The organism is Nonomuraea sp. NPDC047529, from assembly GCF_040642995.1.
Lineage (GTDB): Bacteria > Actinomycetota > Actinomycetes > Streptosporangiales > Streptosporangiaceae > Nonomuraea.
The window spans coordinates 35,224-52,938 of record NZ_JBEYTJ010000005.1; the positions used below are offsets into that span (position 1 = coordinate 35,224).

Annotated in this window: 18 protein-coding genes; 8 read left to right on the plus strand and 10 right to left on the minus strand. The window is 73.0% G+C overall.

Going from position 1 to position 17,715, the window contains the following annotated elements:
- Positions 1–64: 64 nt before the first annotated feature.
- The 4 genes from ABZ815_RS10320 to ABZ815_RS10335 all read right to left on the minus strand — a co-directional run bounded on the left by ABZ815_RS10320 (position 65) and on the right by ABZ815_RS10335 (position 3,082).
- Positions 65–1,033, minus strand: coding sequence for a TIGR04500 family putative peptide maturation system protein (locus ABZ815_RS10320; protein WP_357696151.1), 969 nt, complete (start codon positions 1,031–1,033; stop codon positions 65–67).
- Entirely contained in the window at positions 1,030–2,007 is a 978-nt protein-coding gene (locus ABZ815_RS10325; protein ID WP_357696153.1) for an MvdC/MvdD family ATP grasp protein, read from the minus strand. The genes ABZ815_RS10320 and ABZ815_RS10325 overlap by 4 nt, the downstream gene beginning before the upstream one ends.
- A 62-nt stretch (positions 2,008–2,069) precedes the next feature.
- Positions 2,070–2,222 (minus strand): hypothetical protein, encoded by a 153-nt coding sequence (locus ABZ815_RS10330; RefSeq protein ID WP_357696154.1) that lies wholly within the window; start codon positions 2,220–2,222, stop codon positions 2,070–2,072.
- A gap of 140 nt (positions 2,223–2,362) precedes the next feature.
- Positions 2,363–3,082: an amino acid racemase gene (locus tag ABZ815_RS10335; protein WP_357696156.1), complete on the minus strand. Its 720-nt coding sequence runs from the start codon at positions 3,080–3,082 to the stop codon at positions 2,363–2,365.
- A gap of 111 nt (positions 3,083–3,193) precedes the next feature.
- On the opposite strand from ABZ815_RS10335, the gene ABZ815_RS10340 reads away from it, so the two are divergent.
- The gene (locus ABZ815_RS10340; RefSeq protein WP_357696158.1) at positions 3,194–4,234 is read left to right on the plus strand and encodes an AsnC family transcriptional regulator; all 1,041 of its coding nucleotides are present in this window, start codon (positions 3,194–3,196) and stop codon (positions 4,232–4,234) included.
- Here ABZ815_RS10340 and ABZ815_RS10345 read toward each other — a convergent pair whose 3' ends face one another.
- Positions 4,235–5,410 (minus strand): amidase, encoded by a 1,176-nt coding sequence (locus tag ABZ815_RS10345; RefSeq protein WP_357696160.1) that lies wholly within the window; start codon positions 5,408–5,410, stop codon positions 4,235–4,237.
- Positions 5,411–5,520: 110 nt separating this feature from the next.
- The gene (locus ABZ815_RS10350; RefSeq protein WP_357696162.1) at positions 5,521–6,396 is read right to left on the minus strand and encodes a LysR family transcriptional regulator; all 876 of its coding nucleotides are present in this window, start codon (positions 6,394–6,396) and stop codon (positions 5,521–5,523) included.
- Positions 6,397–6,513: 117 nt separating this feature from the next.
- Between ABZ815_RS10350 and ABZ815_RS10355 the strand changes: the two genes are divergently transcribed.
- From ABZ815_RS10355 to ABZ815_RS10370, 4 genes are read left to right on the plus strand one after another with little or no spacing between them, the layout of a single operon-like run.
- On the plus strand, positions 6,514–8,076 hold the full coding sequence (locus tag ABZ815_RS10355) for an amidohydrolase (protein ID WP_357696164.1): 1,563 nt from the start codon (positions 6,514–6,516) through the stop codon (positions 8,074–8,076).
- A gap of 14 nt (positions 8,077–8,090) precedes the next feature.
- Positions 8,091–9,050: an ABC transporter substrate-binding protein gene (locus tag ABZ815_RS10360; protein ID WP_357696166.1), complete on the plus strand. Its 960-nt coding sequence runs from the start codon at positions 8,091–8,093 to the stop codon at positions 9,048–9,050.
- Positions 9,051–9,052: 2 nt separating this feature from the next.
- Positions 9,053–9,961 carry an amino acid ABC transporter permease gene (locus ABZ815_RS10365; RefSeq protein WP_357696168.1) on the plus strand — a complete coding sequence of 303 codons (909 nt, stop codon included), beginning with the start codon at positions 9,053–9,055 and terminating at the stop codon, positions 9,959–9,961.
- Between the two features lie 29 nt (positions 9,962–9,990).
- Complete coding sequence (locus ABZ815_RS10370) at positions 9,991–10,737, plus strand: amino acid ABC transporter ATP-binding protein (protein ID WP_357696658.1); 747 nt, start codon at positions 9,991–9,993, stop codon at positions 10,735–10,737.
- Positions 10,738–10,777: 40 nt separating this feature from the next.
- Here ABZ815_RS10370 and ABZ815_RS10375 read toward each other — a convergent pair whose 3' ends face one another.
- From ABZ815_RS10375 to ABZ815_RS10385, 3 genes are all read right to left on the minus strand, one after another.
- Entirely contained in the window at positions 10,778–12,046 is a 1,269-nt protein-coding gene (locus ABZ815_RS10375) for a hypothetical protein (protein WP_357696169.1), read from the minus strand.
- A gap of 87 nt (positions 12,047–12,133) precedes the next feature.
- The gene (locus ABZ815_RS10380; protein WP_357696170.1) at positions 12,134–12,748 is read right to left on the minus strand and encodes a hypothetical protein; all 615 of its coding nucleotides are present in this window, start codon (positions 12,746–12,748) and stop codon (positions 12,134–12,136) included.
- Positions 12,741–13,526, minus strand: coding sequence for a hypothetical protein (locus ABZ815_RS10385; RefSeq protein WP_357696172.1), 786 nt, complete (start codon positions 13,524–13,526; stop codon positions 12,741–12,743). The genes ABZ815_RS10380 and ABZ815_RS10385 overlap by 8 nt, the downstream gene beginning before the upstream one ends.
- Positions 13,527–13,762: 236 nt before the next feature.
- On the opposite strand from ABZ815_RS10385, the gene ABZ815_RS10390 reads away from it, so the two are divergent.
- Genes ABZ815_RS10390 through ABZ815_RS10400 form a run of 3 tightly spaced genes read left to right on the plus strand, consistent with a single transcriptional unit; the run spans position 13,763 to position 16,868 of the window.
- Positions 13,763–15,403, plus strand: coding sequence for a PP2C family protein-serine/threonine phosphatase (locus ABZ815_RS10390; RefSeq protein WP_357696174.1), 1,641 nt, complete (start codon positions 13,763–13,765; stop codon positions 15,401–15,403).
- Complete coding sequence (locus tag ABZ815_RS10395; protein WP_357696175.1) at positions 15,400–16,503, plus strand: cobalamin B12-binding domain-containing protein; 1,104 nt, start codon at positions 15,400–15,402, stop codon at positions 16,501–16,503. Before ABZ815_RS10390 ends, ABZ815_RS10395 begins: the two co-directional genes overlap by 4 nt.
- A complete protein-coding gene (locus ABZ815_RS10400; RefSeq protein WP_357696177.1) occupies positions 16,500–16,868 on the plus strand; it encodes an STAS domain-containing protein in 369 nt (122 codons plus the stop codon). The genes ABZ815_RS10395 and ABZ815_RS10400 overlap by 4 nt, the downstream gene beginning before the upstream one ends.
- Before the next feature lie 58 nt (positions 16,869–16,926).
- On the opposite strand, the gene ABZ815_RS10405 is transcribed toward ABZ815_RS10400, so the two are convergent.
- Positions 16,927–17,436, minus strand: coding sequence for an STAS domain-containing protein (locus ABZ815_RS10405; protein WP_357696179.1), 510 nt, complete (start codon positions 17,434–17,436; stop codon positions 16,927–16,929).
- Positions 17,437–17,715: the final 279 nt, after the last annotated feature.

Here is a 17,715-nt window from a genome sequence, read left to right on the forward strand (position 1 = left end):
CACCGACACGTCCCGATGAATCACACCAACCGGACGAACCCTGCCAAGACGAGCGCCGGACGCGTCAGAGCCAGTGCCAGGTGATGTGCGCCTCCCGGGCGGCGTCGGTCACCCATTCGTCGAAGGCGGCCTCGCCGGCGGCCTTCAGGGTGGCCGCGTCCGCGACGGCCTCCTGTCGTTCGAGGACCTGGCCGGTCAGGAAGCCCTCCTCGAAGGGGACCGGACCGGCGGCGCCACCGGCCGGCACGTCCCGCAGCGGTTCGGGCAGCTCGCCCGCCCACGTCCGGGTCCTGGTCAGCCGCAGGTCCCACCGTCCGGCCAGGGAACCGTCGAGCTCGGCGGCCTCGACCGGGGCGTCCGACAGCACCCAGGCCGCCCGTACCTGGGCGAACCGGTCACGATGGCGGTCCAGGTACGCGGGAGCCAGCTCGGCCCGCATCCGGCCGCGGAACCGCTGGTCCTTGGCGGTCATGGTCATGTGCTCGTGGAACGCCTCGGCGGTCATGCCCATCCGGTCCAGCCACTCCAGCATCGCGTCGTGCCCGAGCAGGCCGCGCCGCCTGCGGAACCCGTCCGCGGCCGCCTGGACCTCCTCCAGGCCGACGTCCTCCTGTTCGGCGGCGTTCCGCAGCACGCAGAACCGGACCAGTTCCTCCTGCGGCGACAGCCCGGGACGCGTCAGCGAACGCAGCATGAGCATCGCCTCGGACGCCGACACGTGCGTCCCGTCCACGGTCAGCACGTAACCGGCGGCCCAATGGGTCGAATGGTCCACCAGCCAGGACGTGCCGTCCTCGGCCTGCACGGCGAGCATGATGGTGCCGCCCGACGGGTGGTCGATCAGCAGGTCGTAGTCGACGACCGGCGAGCCGGGACGCGGGCTGGTCACGAGCTGGGCGCCGAGCCGCGGGTGCGCCTGGGCCCAGGCGGCGGCGGTGCGGCGGGCCTCCTCCACGGCAGAACGCCGGCGGGCCAGCCCGCGCAGCAGGTTCACGCCGCTTTCGAGGGCCGGGCCGAGGGAGAGCTGAGTCATTGCGCGTCCGTTTCTCCGGCCGTGAGCCAGTCGGCGATGGCGTCGCTGATGGGCAGGCCGGTCAGGTCTTCGATCCAGGCCCACTGGCCGTTGGGGTTGATCTCCAGGAAGACGTACTGGCCGTCGGGGGTGAGGATGAGGTCGATCGCCCCGAACGACACACCCAGCGCGGCGACCAGGTCCACGCAGCGGCGGGCGACGTCGCCGGGCAGCCGGTGCACGCTGTGGCGGGCGCGGGCGAAGTCGTAGTGACGCCAGTCGTCGCGGGTGCGCGGCGAGTCCTGGGAGGCGATCTCGGCGGTGAACACCTGCCGTCCGACCACGGTGGCCCGCAGCTCCACCGCCTTGGGCACGTACGGCTGCAGGATGACCGGTTCGTGGACCATGCGCCCCCGGCCGCCGAGCGACCGCCGGTTCACGACGGTCGTGTAGACGGCGTGCGCGCCGCCGTCGATCGCGAAATTGGTGTGCTCCATCGCCTTGGCGATCAGCCGCCCGCCCGCGTTCTCGTAGGCGGGCACCAGCTCGGACGGGTCGTTGGTGACCACGGTCCGCGGCACGTCGAACCCCAGCCGCCTGGCCAGGGCCAGGTGGACCAGCTTGTTGTGCGCCCTGCGCAGCACCGGCCGGCGGGCCGGCAGCCAGCGCGCGTCCAGCAGGTCCCAGAAGCCGTCCGTGAACCACTCCGACAGCTCCGCCCCCCGCTCGCGGAGGTCGTCGGCGGTGACGTCGGCGGCGGCGCGCGGGCGTCCGGGACGCCGGGTCCAGACGGCCGTCGTCGTGGAGAGGTCGAAGACCTGCCCGTCCCTGGTCAGGACCAGCTCTTCCCCGTCCGCGCCGAACCGGACGGTGAGCCGGGCGGCGGACGGGTACTCGCCCGGGTCCCACCACAGGACGTCCGCGCCCCGGGCCTTCAGTTTGGGCAGGACGAGGTCCACGGTCGCGTCGCCGGGCTCGCTCAGAATCAGTAGCACGTGTCCCCCCAGCCGCGTGGGAGGAGGGCAAGCCCCTCCCACGCGGCCGCGAATCGTCTCTATCAGTAGTCGGAGACCCAGTCGGTGGGCGGGTTGCCGTTGGTGCCGTAGCAGCGCTGAGGACGCATGCCACCCGCGACGAGGCCGAGATCGACCTCCTCGATCACCGCCAGTTCGTCACCCAGATCGTCCAGACTCACGATCTTCTTGCTCATGGTCGTTACCTCCTTTCACAGTGAGCTGCGAGCCCCCCGGCTCGCGGACGCGCGAACACGTCCTCAGCTCATGTGCCAAGCCCACCATCCGGGGTTTGAAGGCGACTTGGATGTGACTTGAGAGGCAGGAGTGACCGGTGTCAGGCCCCCCGGGCCAGCGCCACGCGGACGACTTCGCGGGCCAGCAGACGGGCCGGGTCCATGACGGGGACGGGGACCGTGGCCGGGTCCAGGGCGAGCACCACCTCGGTGCACGCGGCCACCACGCGCTCCGCGCCGCGGGCGGCCATCGAGCGGGCCTGCGCCGCCAGCGCCTCGGCGTGCTCGCGGCCGGCGCGGCCACCCTTGACGGCGGCGATGGCGTCCATGACCTCGCGCTGGCCGGGCTCGTCCGGCTCGACCGGGGTGACGCCGTGCCGGCGCAGCGCGGGGCCGTACAGGTCGGCGCGGAGCGTGCCGGTGGTGGCCAGCAGCCCGGCGGCGCGGACGCCGTCGGCGGCGAGGGCGGCGGCGGTGACCTCGACGATGCTGACCAGCTCCAGCCCGGCCTCCTCGGCCAGGCGCGGCACGAACGCGTGCGCGGTGTTGCACGGCACGGCCAGCACCTCGCACCCGGCCCGGCTCAGCGCCCCGATGCCGTGCCGCAGTTGCGGGGTCGGGTCCTCACCGTGCCCGAGCAGGCTCGTCGACCGGTCGGGGACGCGGGGATCGCCCCAGATGACGACCGGCACGTGCTCCTGGTCGCCGGTGGCGCCGGTCGCGGCGGTCTCCTCCACGAGCTTGCCGTAGAAGTCGACGGTGGCGGCGGGGCCCATGCCGCCCAGCACGCCGACCATCCTGGCCCGGCCGAGCGCGGTCATCCGTGGGGCCTCCCTTTCCTGTGGCTTCCTCCGACGGCGGTCGGGCCCAGGATCGCGGTATAGGGTGTGCCGACCTCTGGAACGCAGTAATCAGACATCAAGGGAGGATCAGTGCAGGATTCCGGCGCCGAGCCGCCGTCGTTGCTGGCCGAGTCCGACCTTGAGCTCATCGACGCGCTGCAGATCAGCCCGCGGGCGAGCTGGGTGGAGGTGGGGGCGGCCGTCGGCGCCGACCCGGTGACGGCGGCCCGGCGCTGGCAGCGGCTCACGAGCACCGGCGAGGCCTGGACCTCGGCCGCCCTCGGCCCACGCCAGATGCACGCGCTGAGCATGGCGTTCCTGGAGATCGACTGCGCGGCGGGCGCGGCGGCCGACGTCGCGGCGGCGCTGGCGCGCGAGCGCCACCTGATCACCGTGCAGCACGTGGCCGCCGGGCACGACCTGTTCGTGATCGCGGTGGCCCCGTCGCTGCCGGCCCTGGCCGATCACGTGCTCACGGCGCTGCCCCGGGTGCCGGGCGTGGCCAAGGTCCGCACGCACGTCGCCACGCGGGTGTTCGAGGCGTCGTGCCGGTGGCGGCTGCGGGTGCTGCCGCCGCGCGCCGCCGCCGCGCTGGCCAGGCGGCCGGCCGCGCCGGAGTCGGCCAAGGAGATGGACGAGATCGACCGGCGGCTGTTCACCGCCCTGCTCGCCGACGGCCGGGCGCCCTACGCCGAGCTGGCCAGGGCGGTGGGCACGTCCGAGCGCACGGTGCAGCGCCGGCTGACCAGGCTGGTGGCCACGGGCGACCTCGACTTCCGCTGCGACCTGGCGCGTTCGCACGCGGGCTGGCACTCGGCCGCGCTGCTGTGGCTGCGGATGCCCGACGCGCTGCTGGAGGAGACCGGCCGCGCGCTGCTCGGCTGGCCGGAGACGCGTACGTGCGCGGCGCTGGCCGGGCCGCGCAACATGCTGCTCACGGTGGGCCTGCACGGCGTGGCCGACCTGCATCCGCTGGTGGTGCGGCTGGAGGAGCGCTTCCCGCACGTGAACGTGGCCGACCGGCAGATCGTGCTGCGCCAGTCGAAGCTGTACGGGCGGCTGCTCGACCCGTACGGCCGGTGCGCCGAGGTCGTCCCGGTGGACCCGTGGAGCCTTCCGGGGGCCGCGTGATCAGCGGGGCTCGGGGACCGTCCCGCCGTGGGACTCCCTGCACATGCCCGCGCGCAGCACGGCGGCCTCGCTCGTGGCGACGAGCTGCAGGTCGCCGACGGCCAGGGCGGGCAGGCCGAGCGCCGACACCGTGGCGGTGATCCGGCCGACCTCGCCGCGTACGCGTGCCTCGTCGCAGCCGACCCGGGGCGCGGGGGCGCCGAGCGTCGGCATGACCAGCAGGTCGATCCCGGCCGTGTCCGCCGCGAACGCGGCCCGCAGCGCCGCCAGCCGCTCGACGGCCCGCCGGTGCTCCTCGTGGCCGATGCCGCCGGCGGCCGCCAGCTTCGCGCGTACCCCGGGGCTGTAGCGGGCGGCGCACTCGGGGAAGGTGCCCTCGTGCGTCCGGCGCGCCTGCGCGCTCACGATCGTCCAGTACGGTTCCAGCACCTCGGCGGGCAGGGCCACCTCGCGCAGCCGCGCACCCAGCTCGGCGAAGTCCCCGGCCTGCCCGCAGCCCTCGGCGACGCCCACGACCAGCCCGGCCAGCGAGTCGGGCGGCTGGACGACCTCGCCGGTCAGCGCCTGCCAGACCCGGGCGCAGTCGGCGACCGAGGTGGTCATCGGGCCGACCACGTCGAAGGCCGGCGCGAGCGGCGCCACCCCGGCGGCGGGCACGGCCCCCGAGCGCGGGCGCAGACCCACCACGCCGCAGCAGGCCGCGGGCATGCGCACCGAGCCGCCGGTGTCGGTGCCGAGCCCGAACCGGGCGATCCCGGCCGCGAGCGCCGCGGCGGTGCCGCCGCTCGAACCGCCGGGGGTCAGGTGCGGGTGGCGCGGGTTGCGCACGTCTCCCCAGTGCGGGTTCTCGCTGGTCACGCCCCAGGCGAACTCGTGCTGGTTGGCCTTGCCGACCAGCAGCGCGCCGGCCTCGTCCAGCAGTTCGACGCAGCGGGCGTCGGCCAGGGCCGGTTCGGCGCCGTACAGGGCGGAGCCTCGGGTGGTGGGCAGGCCGGCCACGTCGATCATGTCCTTGACCACGTACGTCCAGTTCCGCAGCGGCCCGCCCGGCGTGGGACGGACGTCGCGCCCGAGCCGGTCGAGCACGGGCTCAGGACCGGCCTCGATGAGGATGTCGTGCCCGCTGTGGAGGCGGATTGCCTCGGCGGACTGGGCGATCGCCGCCTCGCGTTCCACGGTGGAAGATCTCCTTAACCTTGCGCGGGCACGGCGACGCCAGGTGGTCGCGGCCCGGGGGTGATCCGGCACATGCTGGCAGATCGGCCCTGGCCGCGTCGAGAGGCGGGTCAGACGGTCAGCGCGTCCAGGAGCCACTGGAGGCGGGCGGTCTCCCGGTCGGGATGGACCAGCGTGAAGATGCTGCGGCTGATGTTGAGCCATGGCACGTCGACCACCACGACGTCCTCGCCGTGGCCGCGCAGTGCGAGGTCGGGGATGAGGGCCGCGCCCACGCCCGCGCCGATCAGCGACAGAGTGATCTTGAAGTCGTCGGAGTGGCAGACCACGCGCGGGTGCAGGGACCAGTGGGCGAACAGGGCCTCGAAGAGCGTGGCGTCGCTGCTGGCCGGATGGTGCATGATCCACGGCAGGTCGACGAGCTGCTCGGCCCGGTACGGCGACAGGTCCGGCCAGAGCCTGGGCAGGACGAGCTTGTACCGGTCCTCGGCGATCCATCGCCTGTTCAGCACCGACGGCCACGACAGCCCGGTGTTGCCCACCTGGTAGACCACGGCGGCGTCCATCTCGCCGCCGCTGCCCAGGCGGGCGATGAGCTGGGACGACTCGGCGACCGACAGCCGGATCCCGGCCCGGTCCTCCGGTTCCATCTCCCGCAGGACCCCGGCCAGCACGTCGGTGAAGCTGGGGAACAGCCCGAGACGGATCTGCGGCTCGCTGTTGCGGTGCACCGCCTGGACGGTGGCCACCATGCGCTCGATGTCGGCGAGCACCGTCTCGGCCTGCCTGGCCAGCACCTCCGCCGCGCTGGTCGGCAGCACGCTGTGCGCGAAGCGGTCGAACAGCCGTACGCCGGTCTCGCGTTCCAGCGCGGCCATCTGCTGGGAGACGGCCGAAGAGGTGTATCCGAGACGATTCGCCGCGGCCGCGAACGACCCCAGACGCACTACCTCACCCAGTGTGCGCAGATGTTCTGGCTTGAGCATAAGCGTTCCTTGCCCTCAGCGCTGCTAAATGTCGTGTTTATATCGCTTCCTACTTCTTTCTGCCACTTCTACAGTGAGCCGCACCACCCCACCCGAAACCCCTGAGAGATCCATGACATGCGCGTATACCGCAACGCCACCATTCGCACCGGCACCAACGGCGCCCCCGCCGCCCAGGCCATGGCCGTGGACGGCGAGCTGATCGTCGCCGTCGGGAACGAGGCAGACGTGCGTGCGGCGGCGGGCTCGGGAGCCGAGCTGGTGGACCTCGAAGGCGCCGCCGTCCTGCCCGGCCTGTACGACGCCCACATCCACACGGCCCAGTACGCCCAGAGCCTCGGCGCGGTCGACCTGCGCGACGTGCGCTCCCTGGACGAGGCCCTGGCCAAGGTGGCCGAGCACGCGGCGACCCTGCGGCCGGGCGCGTGGCTGTTCGGCGGCCGGTGGAACAGCAACATCTGGAACCCGCCCGTCCAGCCCGACCGCAAGGCCCTCGACTCGGTCTGCCCCGACCTGCCCGTGGCGCTGCCCAACGTCGACGGCCACACCGTCTGGGCCAACTCCGCCGCGCTGCGGATGGCCGGGATCGACGCCTCCACCCCCGACCCGGTCGGCGGCGAGATCGTCCGGGACGAGTACGGGGAGCCCACCGGCATCCTCCGCGAGTCCGCCTCCTATCCGCTGCGCGCCCTCATGGTCTCCGGCGACCTGCGCGACCTGCTGCGCGCCGGCCAGGAGGAGCTGCTGTCGTTCGGGCTGACCAGCGTGCACGACATCGACGGCGAGGACTGCCGGGCCGCCTACCTGGAGCTGCGCGACTCCGGCGAGCTGAAGATCCGCGTGCACAAGGCGATCCCCACGGTCGCCCTGGACGCCGCCATCGCCGAGGGACGCCGTACCGGCCAGGGCGACGACTGGGTCCGCACCGGCCCGGTCAAGGTGTTCAGCGACGGCGCGCTGGGCTCGCACACCTGCCACATGCACGAGGCGTTCGCCGGTGAGCACGACAACACCGGCATCGCGGTCACCCCGTACGAGGACCTCGTACGGATCTTCAGCAAGGCGGCGGCGGCCGGCATCGCGGTCGCCACGCACGCCATCGGCGACCGCGCCAACCGGCTGGTCCTCGACGCCTACGAGGCGATCGGGACCACCGCCGGCCTGCGGCACCGCATCGAGCACGCCCAGCACCTGCGCCCCCAGGACCTGACCAGGATGGCCAGGCTGGGCGTCGTCGCCTCGATGCAGCCGGTTCACTGCACCACCGACATCGCCCTGGTGGACTCGCTGCTCGCCGGCCACGACCTGGCCTCCTACGCCTGGCGAGGCATGCTCAACGCCGGGGTCGCGCTGGCCTTCGGCTCCGACGCGCCGGTGGAGAGCCCCGACCCGTGGGCCGCCCTCTACGCCGCGGTCACCCGTACCAGGCAGGACGGCACGCCCGCCGGCGGCTGGCAGCCGGAACAGCGGCTGAGCATGGCCGAGGCGATCACCGCACACACCCTCGGCGCCGCGTACGCGGCCGGCGAGCAGGACCGCAAGGGCGTGCTCGCGCCCGGCATGCTCGCCGACTTCATCGCCGTGGACACCGACCCGTACCTGGAACCGCCGGAGGCGGTGCTGCGCACCCAGGTCCTCACCACCGTCGTCGGCGGCGAAGTCCGCTGGCAGCGATCCTGAAGGAGCACCCCCTCGTGAACATCCGCACCATCTCCGCCCTCGCCGCCGGCGCGCTGCTGGCCGCCACCACCGCCTGCGGCGCCCAGTCCCTGGACAGCGGCGGCGCCGCCGCCCCCGCGGACGGCGGCACGGCGGCGGTCACGCTCGACCAGGCCCCCACCGAGGAGAAGGCGGCCGACGTGATCAACGCCATCACCCCGGACAAGGACCTGGCCGCCAAGGCGCCCGCCCGCCTGAAGACGCAGGGGCTGAAGGTCGTCACGTCCGTCGGCTACCCGCCCATGGAGGTGTACGCGAGCGACGGCAAGACGGCGATCGGCTTCGACCCGGCGCTGGCCAGGGCCATCGCCAGGAAGCTCGGCGCCAAGGTGACCATCTCCGACGAGGAGTTCAACTCCCAGATCCCCGGCGTGCTCACCGGCCGCTACGACTTCGTCATCTCCTCGATGAGCGACACGCCGGAGCGGCAGAAGCAGGTCACGTTCGTGGACTACGTGCAGGCCGGCGCCGGTCTGCTGGTCAAGAAGGGCAACCCGGCCAAGATCAACGGCCCGGCCGACGTGTGCGGCAAGACGGTCTCCGTCGTCGACAACGGCTCGTCCATGGAGCTGGCCGAGCAGTACGACGCCGACTGCAAGAAGGACGGCAAGCCGGCCGTCGACATCCTGAAGTTCCCCGGCGACCAGGAGGCCCTGATCCAGGTCACCGGCGGCCGGGCCCAGGCCACCATCACCGACTACGTCGTGGCCGCCAGCAAGGCCGCCGACCCCAAGCTGGACGTCGAGGCGATGGCCCTGGAGGGCACCGAGAGCCCGTGGGGCATCGGCATGAAGCCGGACGACAAGGAGCTCGTCGAGTCGGTGAAGGGCGCCCTGGACTCCCTCATCGCCGGCGGCGAGTACGCGAACCTGCTGAAGGCGTGGAACCTGGACAAGCTGGCCGTCCAGTCCGCTGTCGTCAACGGCGGTAAGTGACCATGCGCACGGAACCCTTCACCGGGCCGTCCGGGGAGCACATCCCGGTCGCCAGGACGCGGCACTGGGGACGCCTGGCGGCCGCGGCCGTCGTGACGGCGATCGCCGGCTGGCTGGTCTACCTGGTCGTGGTGAACCCGCGCCTCGACTGGGGCAAGGTCGCCGAGTACCTGTTCAACGACCGCATCCTCGCCGGGATCTGGGTCACCATCGAGATCTCGGTGCTGGCGACCGTGCTGGGGCTGGTGCTCGGCGTCGTGGTGGCGATCATGCGGCTGTCGCACAACCCGGTGCTCAGCGGGCTGGCCACGCTCTACATCTGGTTCTTCCGCGGCACGCCGGTGCTGGTGCAGCTCATCTTCTGGTACAACCTGGCCTTCCTGTTCCCCGAGCTGGTGCTCAAGGTGCCGTTCACCATGATCGGCGTCAAGTGGGACACCAACCTGGTGATGACCGGTTTCACCTCGGCCATGCTGGGGCTCGGGCTGAACCTGGCGGCGTACTTCGCCGAGACCGTACGGGCCGGGATCCAGGCCGTCGACCACGGCCAGACCGAGGCCGCGTACGCGCTGGGCATGACGCCGGCCAAGCGGATGCGCGTGATCGTGCTGCCGCAGGCGCTGCGCATCATCATCCCGCCCACCGGCAACGAGTTCATCTCCATGCTGAAGACCACGTCCCTGGTCTACGTGGTGGCCGGGCACGACCTGATGACCAACGCCAGCCAGATCTACAAGGCCAACAACCTGATCATGGAGCTGCTCATCGTGGCGAGCCTGTGGTACATGCTCATGACCGCCGTGGCGACCTTCCTCCAGGGCCGGCTGGAACGCCGGTTCGGCTCCGAGGCCGTACGGCTGGTCCGCGGCGGCGGGCTGGCGGCCCGGATCCTGCCCAAGGCGGCGGCGTGAAGCCCGTCGTGCACGCCACGGGCGTGCGCATGGGCTACGGCGACACGCAGGTGCTCAACGGCGTGGACTTCACCGTCGCGCCCGGCGAGGTGAGCTGCGTGATCGGGCCGTCGGGATCGGGCAAGTCGACCTTCCTGCGCTGCGTCAACGGGCTGGAGCAGGTGCTCGGCGGCAGCCTGCGGGTGCTCGACGAGGAGGTCGGTCACAGTCTGCGCGAGGGACGCTACCGGCCGTGGACGCCCAAGGAGTTCGCCGTCTTCCGCCAGCGGATCGGCATGGTGTTCCAGCGGTTCAACCTGTTCGCCCACCAGAGCGCGCTGGAGAACGTGGCCTGCGCCCCCGTCCACGTGCTCGGCGTCCCGGCGGATCGGGCCCGGGTGACCGCCATGGAACACCTGGACCGCGTCGGCCTGGCCGCGCACGCCCACAAGCGGCCCCACCAGCTCTCCGGCGGCCAGCAGCAGCGGGTCGCCATCGCCAGGGCCCTGGCGATGAGCCCGGAGCTGATGCTGTTCGACGAGCCCACGTCCGCGCTGGACCCCGAGCTGGTGGACGAGGTGCTGGAGGTCATGCGCGGCTTGGCCGCCGACGGCATGACGATGGTCGTGGTCACCCACGAGATCGCCTTCGCCAGGGAGGTCGGCGACCGGCTGGCCTTCTTCGCCGACGGGGTCGTGGTGGAGAGCGGCCCGCCGGCCGAACTGCTGGCCAACCCGGGGCACGAGCGGACCAGGGCGTTCCTGTCCAGCGTCCTGAGCTCGGACAACCGCTCCTGACGACGGCCCGGCAGCCCGACCGCGGCTGCCGGGCCTCCGATCAACGTGCGCTGAACCGCAGGAAACCGGCCGTCTGTGTCGTGGCGGCGATCAGGGAGCCGGCGATCAGCGCCAGCCACAGGCCGTTCAGCCCCCACGCCTGCGCCGCCGGGCCCGCCACGGCAGCGAGCACGCCGTTGCCGAGCACGGCCGATCCCAGCGTCCAGGACGACCGCCGGAGCGCCGTCAGACCGGCGGACATCACGATCGCGCAGTGGTCGGCCAGGGCGTGGACCACCGACAACGGCACCAGGCCGACGGCGACGGCGAGCACGGCGGCGTCCGAGGTGAACAGCCCGAGCACCGCCTCCCCCAGGAGGACCAGCACGAGCCCGCCCGCCAGCACGCCGGCGGCGCCGATCGTCAGGGCCGCCCGGTTCAGCCGACGGGCCTCGCCGGGGAGGACGGCCCGGGCGATCTCCGGCGTCGCGGCCTGCGCGACCGCGACGGCGGCCAGTCCGAGCAAGCCGTGCAGCGACAGCAGGACGGCGTGGGCCGCCGCCCCCTGGGCCCCCGTCCGCGCGGCGGCGTAGGTCACCCCGCCCAGGACCGCGAACTTGACGACGAGCGTGGCCGACATCGGCAGGCCCACCCTGGCCATCCGCAGGATCTCCCGGGGACGGGGGCGTCCCGGCCACGGCGACCGTCCGCGCAGCTCGGGCAGGCGCAGCAGGAGCGCGTTGGACACGGCGACGGCCACAGCGGTGGACGCCAGCAGCGCGACACCGCTGCCCTGAACCCCCATCCGCGGCACCAGGACGAGATGCAGCACGATGTTCGCAGCCGTGCTCGACAGGCCGGACCTGAGCACCAGCCGGCTGCGTCCCAGCGCGACCAGCATGCCGCCGGCGCCGCTGCCTGCGGCGTACAGCAGCACCTGGGCCGCCATCAGCGGCGGCAACGCGCCGAACTCGGCCGTCACCTCGCCGGGCGCCCCGCCGATCCGCGCGATCACCGGGACCCCGAGCATGACGCCCGCGCCGGCCGCGCCGAGTCCGAGGGTGAGCCGGCGCGCGTCCTTCAGGACGGCCAGCGCCTCGCCCGGACGGTCCCGGCAGGCGGCGACGAACGGCGCCATCCCCCGCAGCCCGCCCGACACCGCGGCCGTGACCGGGGTGAGCACCGCGTTGACGAGGGCGAACGCCGCCAGTTGCACGGTGGCCTGGCGTCCGAGTAGGGCGGTGCCGACGAGCTGGGCGACGACGCCGGCACTCATGGACAGGTAGAGCGGAACGGCGGCGGCGAGAAGCGCACGATGTGGGGAGGGCATGAAAGGCAAGATCCCGGGGGCGCCTGCCCGCCGGGATGCATGATCATTATACCGGTACGCCGCCCGTCCCGTCTGCCCCTTCGCCTCTCAGCCGCCTCCGAGCCGGCCCGGCGCAAGGGGCCGTCCGGAACGAGGGTCCAGGGTGATCGTCTGCCCGCCCCACAGTCCACGGTCGTCCCCGGGCCGGTCGTCCAGGCGGACGTGTGCGGGATCGAGCCAGGTCACCCTGGGCAGGCCGTCGTCGTATTCGGTGGTGAAGCGCTCCACCAGGGGCCATTCGCGGGTCAGCGGGCCGTCCTTCCTGCGGACCACGAGCGTCCAGTCGGGGACGATCCAGTCGTCGTACAGGACCCGCACCTCCAGCCCGCTGCCGTCCGGGCCGGGGATCGTGGAATGCACCCGCACGACGCTCACCAGACCGACCAGTCCGACCGTCGCCCAGATCATCACGAGCGCCACGGCGGGCCCGCGCGGACCGGCCCCGAAGGCCAGCGCCCCCGAGACGATGACCAGGCTCGCCGCCACGGTCCCCAGCAGGACCGGCCGGTCGAGCACCACGTAGTGCCCGAGCCCGCCCACCAGGGCAGCCGCCACCACGACCACCGCCAGGACGAGGAGGCCGGCGGCCACCCGCCCGCGCAGACTCTCGCCGGGGTCGTCCATGTCCGTCGAGGTCGTCCGCGGCACGGCGGGTTCAGGCAAACCTGACCTCCAGCCTGATCCGCTGGTTGGTCCCGCTCTGCTCGAAGTCGGCGGTGACCTGCGAGCCGAAGGAGGAGCTGCCGGTCAGCTTCACCTGGAGCGGGTAGACCTTGCCGCTGCCGGCCGAGCGGTAGGTCGCGGTGATCCGGTACCGCCCCAGGGGCACGTCCACCACCGCCCAGCCGCTGTCGGTGTAGACCGGTTCGCGACCGGAGACGACCCTGCCCTTGCTGCCGTCGATCAGCGGGCCTACCGGGGTCATCGTCAGCCGTACGTTCTCCTGGTCGACGTTCTCCGGGAGGTTGTCGAACCAGAGGTTCGTGGCGACCAGGCCGCCGTAGTAGCGGCCGTCGGTGCCCGGCCGCCTGCCGGTGACGCGCCAGGTGAAGTTCCGTACGCCGCCGGCGCTCGCCCGGACGGAGGCGGTCGAGGTGGGCTCAAGGTCGAAGGTGTACTGCCTGCCGTTGAACTGCCGCGTCACCGAGGCGCTGACCACCCAGGACGACGGTTCGTGCGGCAGTCGCGTCCGGTAGAGGCCGTTACGGTCGCTGAGCAGCACGATGTCGCTGTTGTAGTAGCGCCGGTCCTTCACCACGACCTTCGCGCCCTCGACCGGCCGCCCGGCCGAGTTCACCACCCGTCCCTGTACGGCGTAGGCCGCCGCCGCGATGCTCACGTCAGCCGCGTCGGCCGGGCCCGGCGCGCACCCGAGCACCGCGCTCAGGACGAGCGTCGCCCCCGTCCTGCCCAGAACCGACCGTTTCCTCGTCTCGCCCACGCCCATCTTCTCCCCGTCCACCGAATGCGTCCCGTCCTGCCGGCCAGAAACGAGATCACCCTGGCACCGGCCCCTTGGAAACGGCTGGAAAGCACTGGAGACGGCCAGTGGAGTGCCCTCGGCCGGATGGTCCTCGGCTGGGGCGGCGGGCGAGCCTCGGCTACAGTGGAGAGGAGATTGTGCATAAGCACCTATGACTTTGGGGAGGCAGAGCCCGCCGCGGCGGGCTCGTTGTCGTGAGAGGTCTGACGAGCAGCCTGGGGCAGGACGAGTCCGGGGCCGTGTGGCGCGGCGCCCCCCACCCGGTCCTGCTGGTGGACGCCGCCGGTGTCATCGCGCAGGCCAACGACGCGGCGCTGCGGCTGCTGCCCGAGGCGGTCCCCGGAGCGGCGCTGGCCGACAGCGCCCCCGCCTGGCTCTCCCGGGCCCACGACGCCCCCGGAGCTCCGGATGCCTCCGCCGATGCCGGCGTGCGCGGCCTGATCGGGGAGTCCACGTTCGAGGCCCGTCCGGTCCGCGACGGCGACGTGACCGCCTGGTGGCTCACCGACGCCACCGACCTCGTACGCGCCACCCAGGCCCTGCACCTCGAACGCGAGCGCACGTCGTTCCTCGACAAGGCCTCCGGCGAGCTGCTGTCCTCGCTCAACCTCGACCGCTGCCTGGAGGTGACCGCCCGGCTGGCCGCCCGCCACCTGGCCGACGCCGCGCTGGTCATCCTGCCGCCGTACCGGCGCAGGCACTCGATCGCCTACTGCGGCCCGGACGGCGCCGTCGTCCGGGAGGACCTGGCCGTCGACCCCGAGGCCGTGCCGGGCCTGGCCGAGGCGTTGCAGGGCTATCCGCCCCTGCCCTCCCGCTGGATCGATCCCGCCGCCGCCCCCGGCTGGCTGGCCCGCGACGGGCTCGGCGAGGTCGGCTCGATGGTCGTGACCGCCCTGCCCGGCCACGGCGTCCCGGCGGGGGCGCTCGTGCTGCTGCGCGGCAACGGCCAGGCGGGCTTCTCCGACGGCGAGGAGGTCTTCGCGCGGCTGTTCGCGGCCCGCGCCGGGGCCGCGATGTCCGCCGCCCGCCTGTACGCCGAGCAGGCCGACATCACCGAGACCCTCATGCGCGAGCTCCTGCCGCCCCGCGTGGGCAGCCTGCACGGCGTCGAGGTCGCCGCCCGCTACCGGCCCTCCGAGCACACCGCCCGCGTCGGCGGCGACTTCTACGACCTCCACCCGCCCGCCGAGCCCGGCCAGGAGTCGCTGGTGGTGCTCGGCGACGTGGCCGGCAAGGGCCTTGAGGCCGCCGTGCTCACCGGCAAGATCCGGCACACCCTCCAGGCCCTGCTGCCGCTGGCCGACGACCATCAGCGCGTGCTCGAACTGCTCAACGGCGTCCTGCTCAAGAGCAGCGACCGCTCCCGGTTCGTCACGCTCGTCCTGGCCTCGATCCGGCGTGCCGGCAACCGCGTCCTGGTCCGGGTCACCAGCGCCGGGCACGCGCCGCCCGTCGTCGTACGCGGCGACGGGCGCGTCGACGTGGCCGGCACCAAGGGCACCCTCATCGGCATGCTCGAACGCGTCACCAGCGTCACCGACACCGTGGTCCTCGAACCCGGCGAGACCTGCCTGCTCTACACCGACGGCATCACCGAGGCCGTCGGCGGCCCGCTGGGCGACGAGATGTTCGGCGACGAACGGCTGCTGGAGGAGTTGCGGCAGTGCGGCGGCATGCCGCCCGAGGCGATCACGGAACGTGTGGAGATGTTGTCCTCCCAGTGGGTAGGGGGTGGCGATCACGATGACATGGCCGTGATCGCCATCACGGCGCCGCGCGGAGCACATCTGAGCGCGGTGGGAGGACACGGACGGGGAAGGTTCACCGCATGACGCACGCAGACGGATTCTCCGCCTGGCGCGAAAAACTCTGGAACGCCGCTGTCGCAGGCGACGAATACGCCGCCACCGACGCCGCGCTCGCCGCGCTCGACCAGGACATCCCTCTGGAAACCCTGCTGCTGAAGGTCGTCGCCCCCGTACAGGCCCGGGTGGGCCTTGAGTGGGAGACCAATCGCATCACGGTGGCGCAGGAGCACACCGCCACCGCCGTCAACGAGCGGGTGCTGGCCGCGCTCGCCCACCATCCGGCCGCCCGCGCCGCCGCCGCGAACGGCCCGGTCCTCGGGCGCATCGCCGTCGCCTGCATCGACGGCGAGTGGCACGCCATGCCCGCCCGGATCCTGGCCGAGGTGCTGCGGCTGCGCGGCTGGCGGGTCGACTACCTCGGCGCCCAGGTCCCGACGCCGCACCTCATCACGCACCTGCACCGCACCGCCTGCGACGTGGTGGCGCTGTCCAGCTCCATCCCCACCCGGCTGCCCGGCGCGCACTCCGCCATCACCGCCTGCCAGGCGACCGGCACGCCGGTGATGGCCGGCGGCGCCGCGTTCGGACCGGACGGCCTCTACGCCCGCCTCCTCGGCGCCGACGCCTGGGCCGCGGACGGCGCCGCCGCCGCCGACCGGCTCGCCGCCGGCCCGCTGCCCCGCCCCACCGCCCCCCGCCAGGCCGTGGACGACCTGCCGCACCTGGGCGACCAGGAGTACACCCTGGTCAGCCGGTCGGCCCGGCGCCTGGTCAGGGACGTCATGGGCGGCCTGGAGGAACGCGTCCCCGCGATGGCGGCCTACACGCCGCAGCAGCGCCGGCACACCGCCGAGGACGTCCTGCACATCGTCGACTTCCTGGCCACCGCGCTCTACGTGGACGACCCCGCGCTGTTCGGCCGCTTCCTCACCTGGACGGCGGGCGTCCTGACCGCTCGCGGTGTCCCGGCCGGTGCGCTGCTACCGGCCCTCGACCTGCTGGGCGGCCGGCTGGAGGACTTCCCGCGCGCCTCGGCCCTGATCGCCCACGGGCGCGATGCCATACGCGCCGCGTCCTCCCCCACCGACGACCCCCCTCTCCCCGGCCACGGAAAGATCGCATGACCGCCTTCGCCCCCGATCCGCTGACCCTCGCCCAGGACACGCCCCACCCGGGGGTGCTGCGCGTCCACGTCAACGGCGACCTGGACTACAACACCGCGCGCGAGCTGCTGGCCACCGCCGTCGCCGCGCTCGCCGACGGCGCCCTGACCGACCTGCACCTCGACTTCGACGGCCTGCACTTCTGCGACTCCAGCGGGCTGTCGGCGCTGCTGATGATCCACCAGCACGCCGTGTCGGCCGGCACCCGGCTGCATCTGGAGCAGCGCCCGCGGGTGCTGGAGCGGCTGCTGGACGTCAGCGGCACGTACGAGCACCTCACCGGCGCCCCGGCCGCCGTCACCCAGCATTCCTTCACCCAGGACTGAACCTCGCCGGGGACCGTCCCGCCTCTGGAACCCGTCCGGAGCCCGCCTTCGGCCGGGTTCAGCCCGCCGTGACCCAGCCGGCTGCCGGGAGGCCCCTCTCGCGGCCCGACGCGCGACGGAAGACCGCGGCTCCGGCCGTCGCGGCGAGCACGGTGTCGCCCATGGCGATGTGCTCGGCCATCCCCGTACGGCGCATCATGTTGGCGCAGTTCGACGGGGGCCTGGCCACCGCCAGGTCGCCGCCGGTCTCGTGGGCGTGCTTCCACAGCGCGATGACGACGGCCAGCCCGGTGGAGTCGAAGAACTCGACGCCTTCGAGGTCGAGCACGATCATCCGTATCGGGGCCCGGCCGCCCCCGTCGCCGTCTCTGTCGCCGTCTCTGTCACCGTCGCCGTCGCCGTCGCCGGCCACGATGCCGAGTGCCCATTTCCGGAACTCGGGTTTCTGCGTGAAGTCGAGGTCTCCGCTCAACTCCATGACCAGGCAACCGTCCGCCTGTCTCGTCTCCGCCCGCAACCGGGGCCCCTGCCAGCTCGTCTCAAGCTCTTCGCCGTCGATGCCGTCCACCTCCAGGTGCCTGCTCTTCTACCCGTCTGCTTCGGGCCCACGCCGCCGTTGGTGAGAAGCGTACGCATCCCGGGTGGTGGACGCCGCCCATCGGGGGATACGAGATGAGATGTCCGGGATCAAGCCGTGGGACAGGTAGGTTGGCCGACCATGGACGACCTCCGACGCCCGTTCCGCGCCCGCCCGCCGATGTCCCGCACCGGCCGCGGCCGTACGCTCGCCTGTCTCCTGCTGGTGGGCGCGGCCGTCGCCGGGACGGCGGGATGCGGCAGCGCGGAC

Coding starts and splice junctions, on each gene's coding strand:
- ABZ815_RS10320 (WP_357696151.1), bottom strand. CDS start 1,033: ATGACTCAGCTCTCCCTCGGCCCGGCCCTCGAAAGCGGCGTGAACCTG.
- ABZ815_RS10330 (WP_357696154.1), bottom strand. CDS start 2,222: ATGAGCAAGAAGATCGTGAGTCTGGACGATCTGGGTGACGAACTGGCG.
- ABZ815_RS10335 (WP_357696156.1), bottom strand. CDS start 3,082: ATGACCGCGCTCGGCCGGGCCAGGATGGTCGGCGTGCTGGGCGGCATG.
- ABZ815_RS10350 (WP_357696162.1), bottom strand. CDS start 6,396: ATGCTCAAGCCAGAACATCTGCGCACACTGGGTGAGGTAGTGCGTCTG.
- ABZ815_RS10355 (WP_357696164.1), top strand. CDS start 6,514: ATGCGCGTATACCGCAACGCCACCATTCGCACCGGCACCAACGGCGCC.
- ABZ815_RS10365 (WP_357696168.1), top strand. CDS start 9,053: ATGCGCACGGAACCCTTCACCGGGCCGTCCGGGGAGCACATCCCGGTC.
- ABZ815_RS10370 (WP_357696658.1), top strand. CDS start 9,991: ATGGGCTACGGCGACACGCAGGTGCTCAACGGCGTGGACTTCACCGTC.
- ABZ815_RS10375 (WP_357696169.1), bottom strand. CDS start 12,046: ATGCCCTCCCCACATCGTGCGCTTCTCGCCGCCGCCGTTCCGCTCTAC.
- ABZ815_RS10395 (WP_357696175.1), top strand. CDS start 15,400: ATGACGCACGCAGACGGATTCTCCGCCTGGCGCGAAAAACTCTGGAAC.
- ABZ815_RS10400 (WP_357696177.1), top strand. CDS start 16,500: ATGACCGCCTTCGCCCCCGATCCGCTGACCCTCGCCCAGGACACGCCC.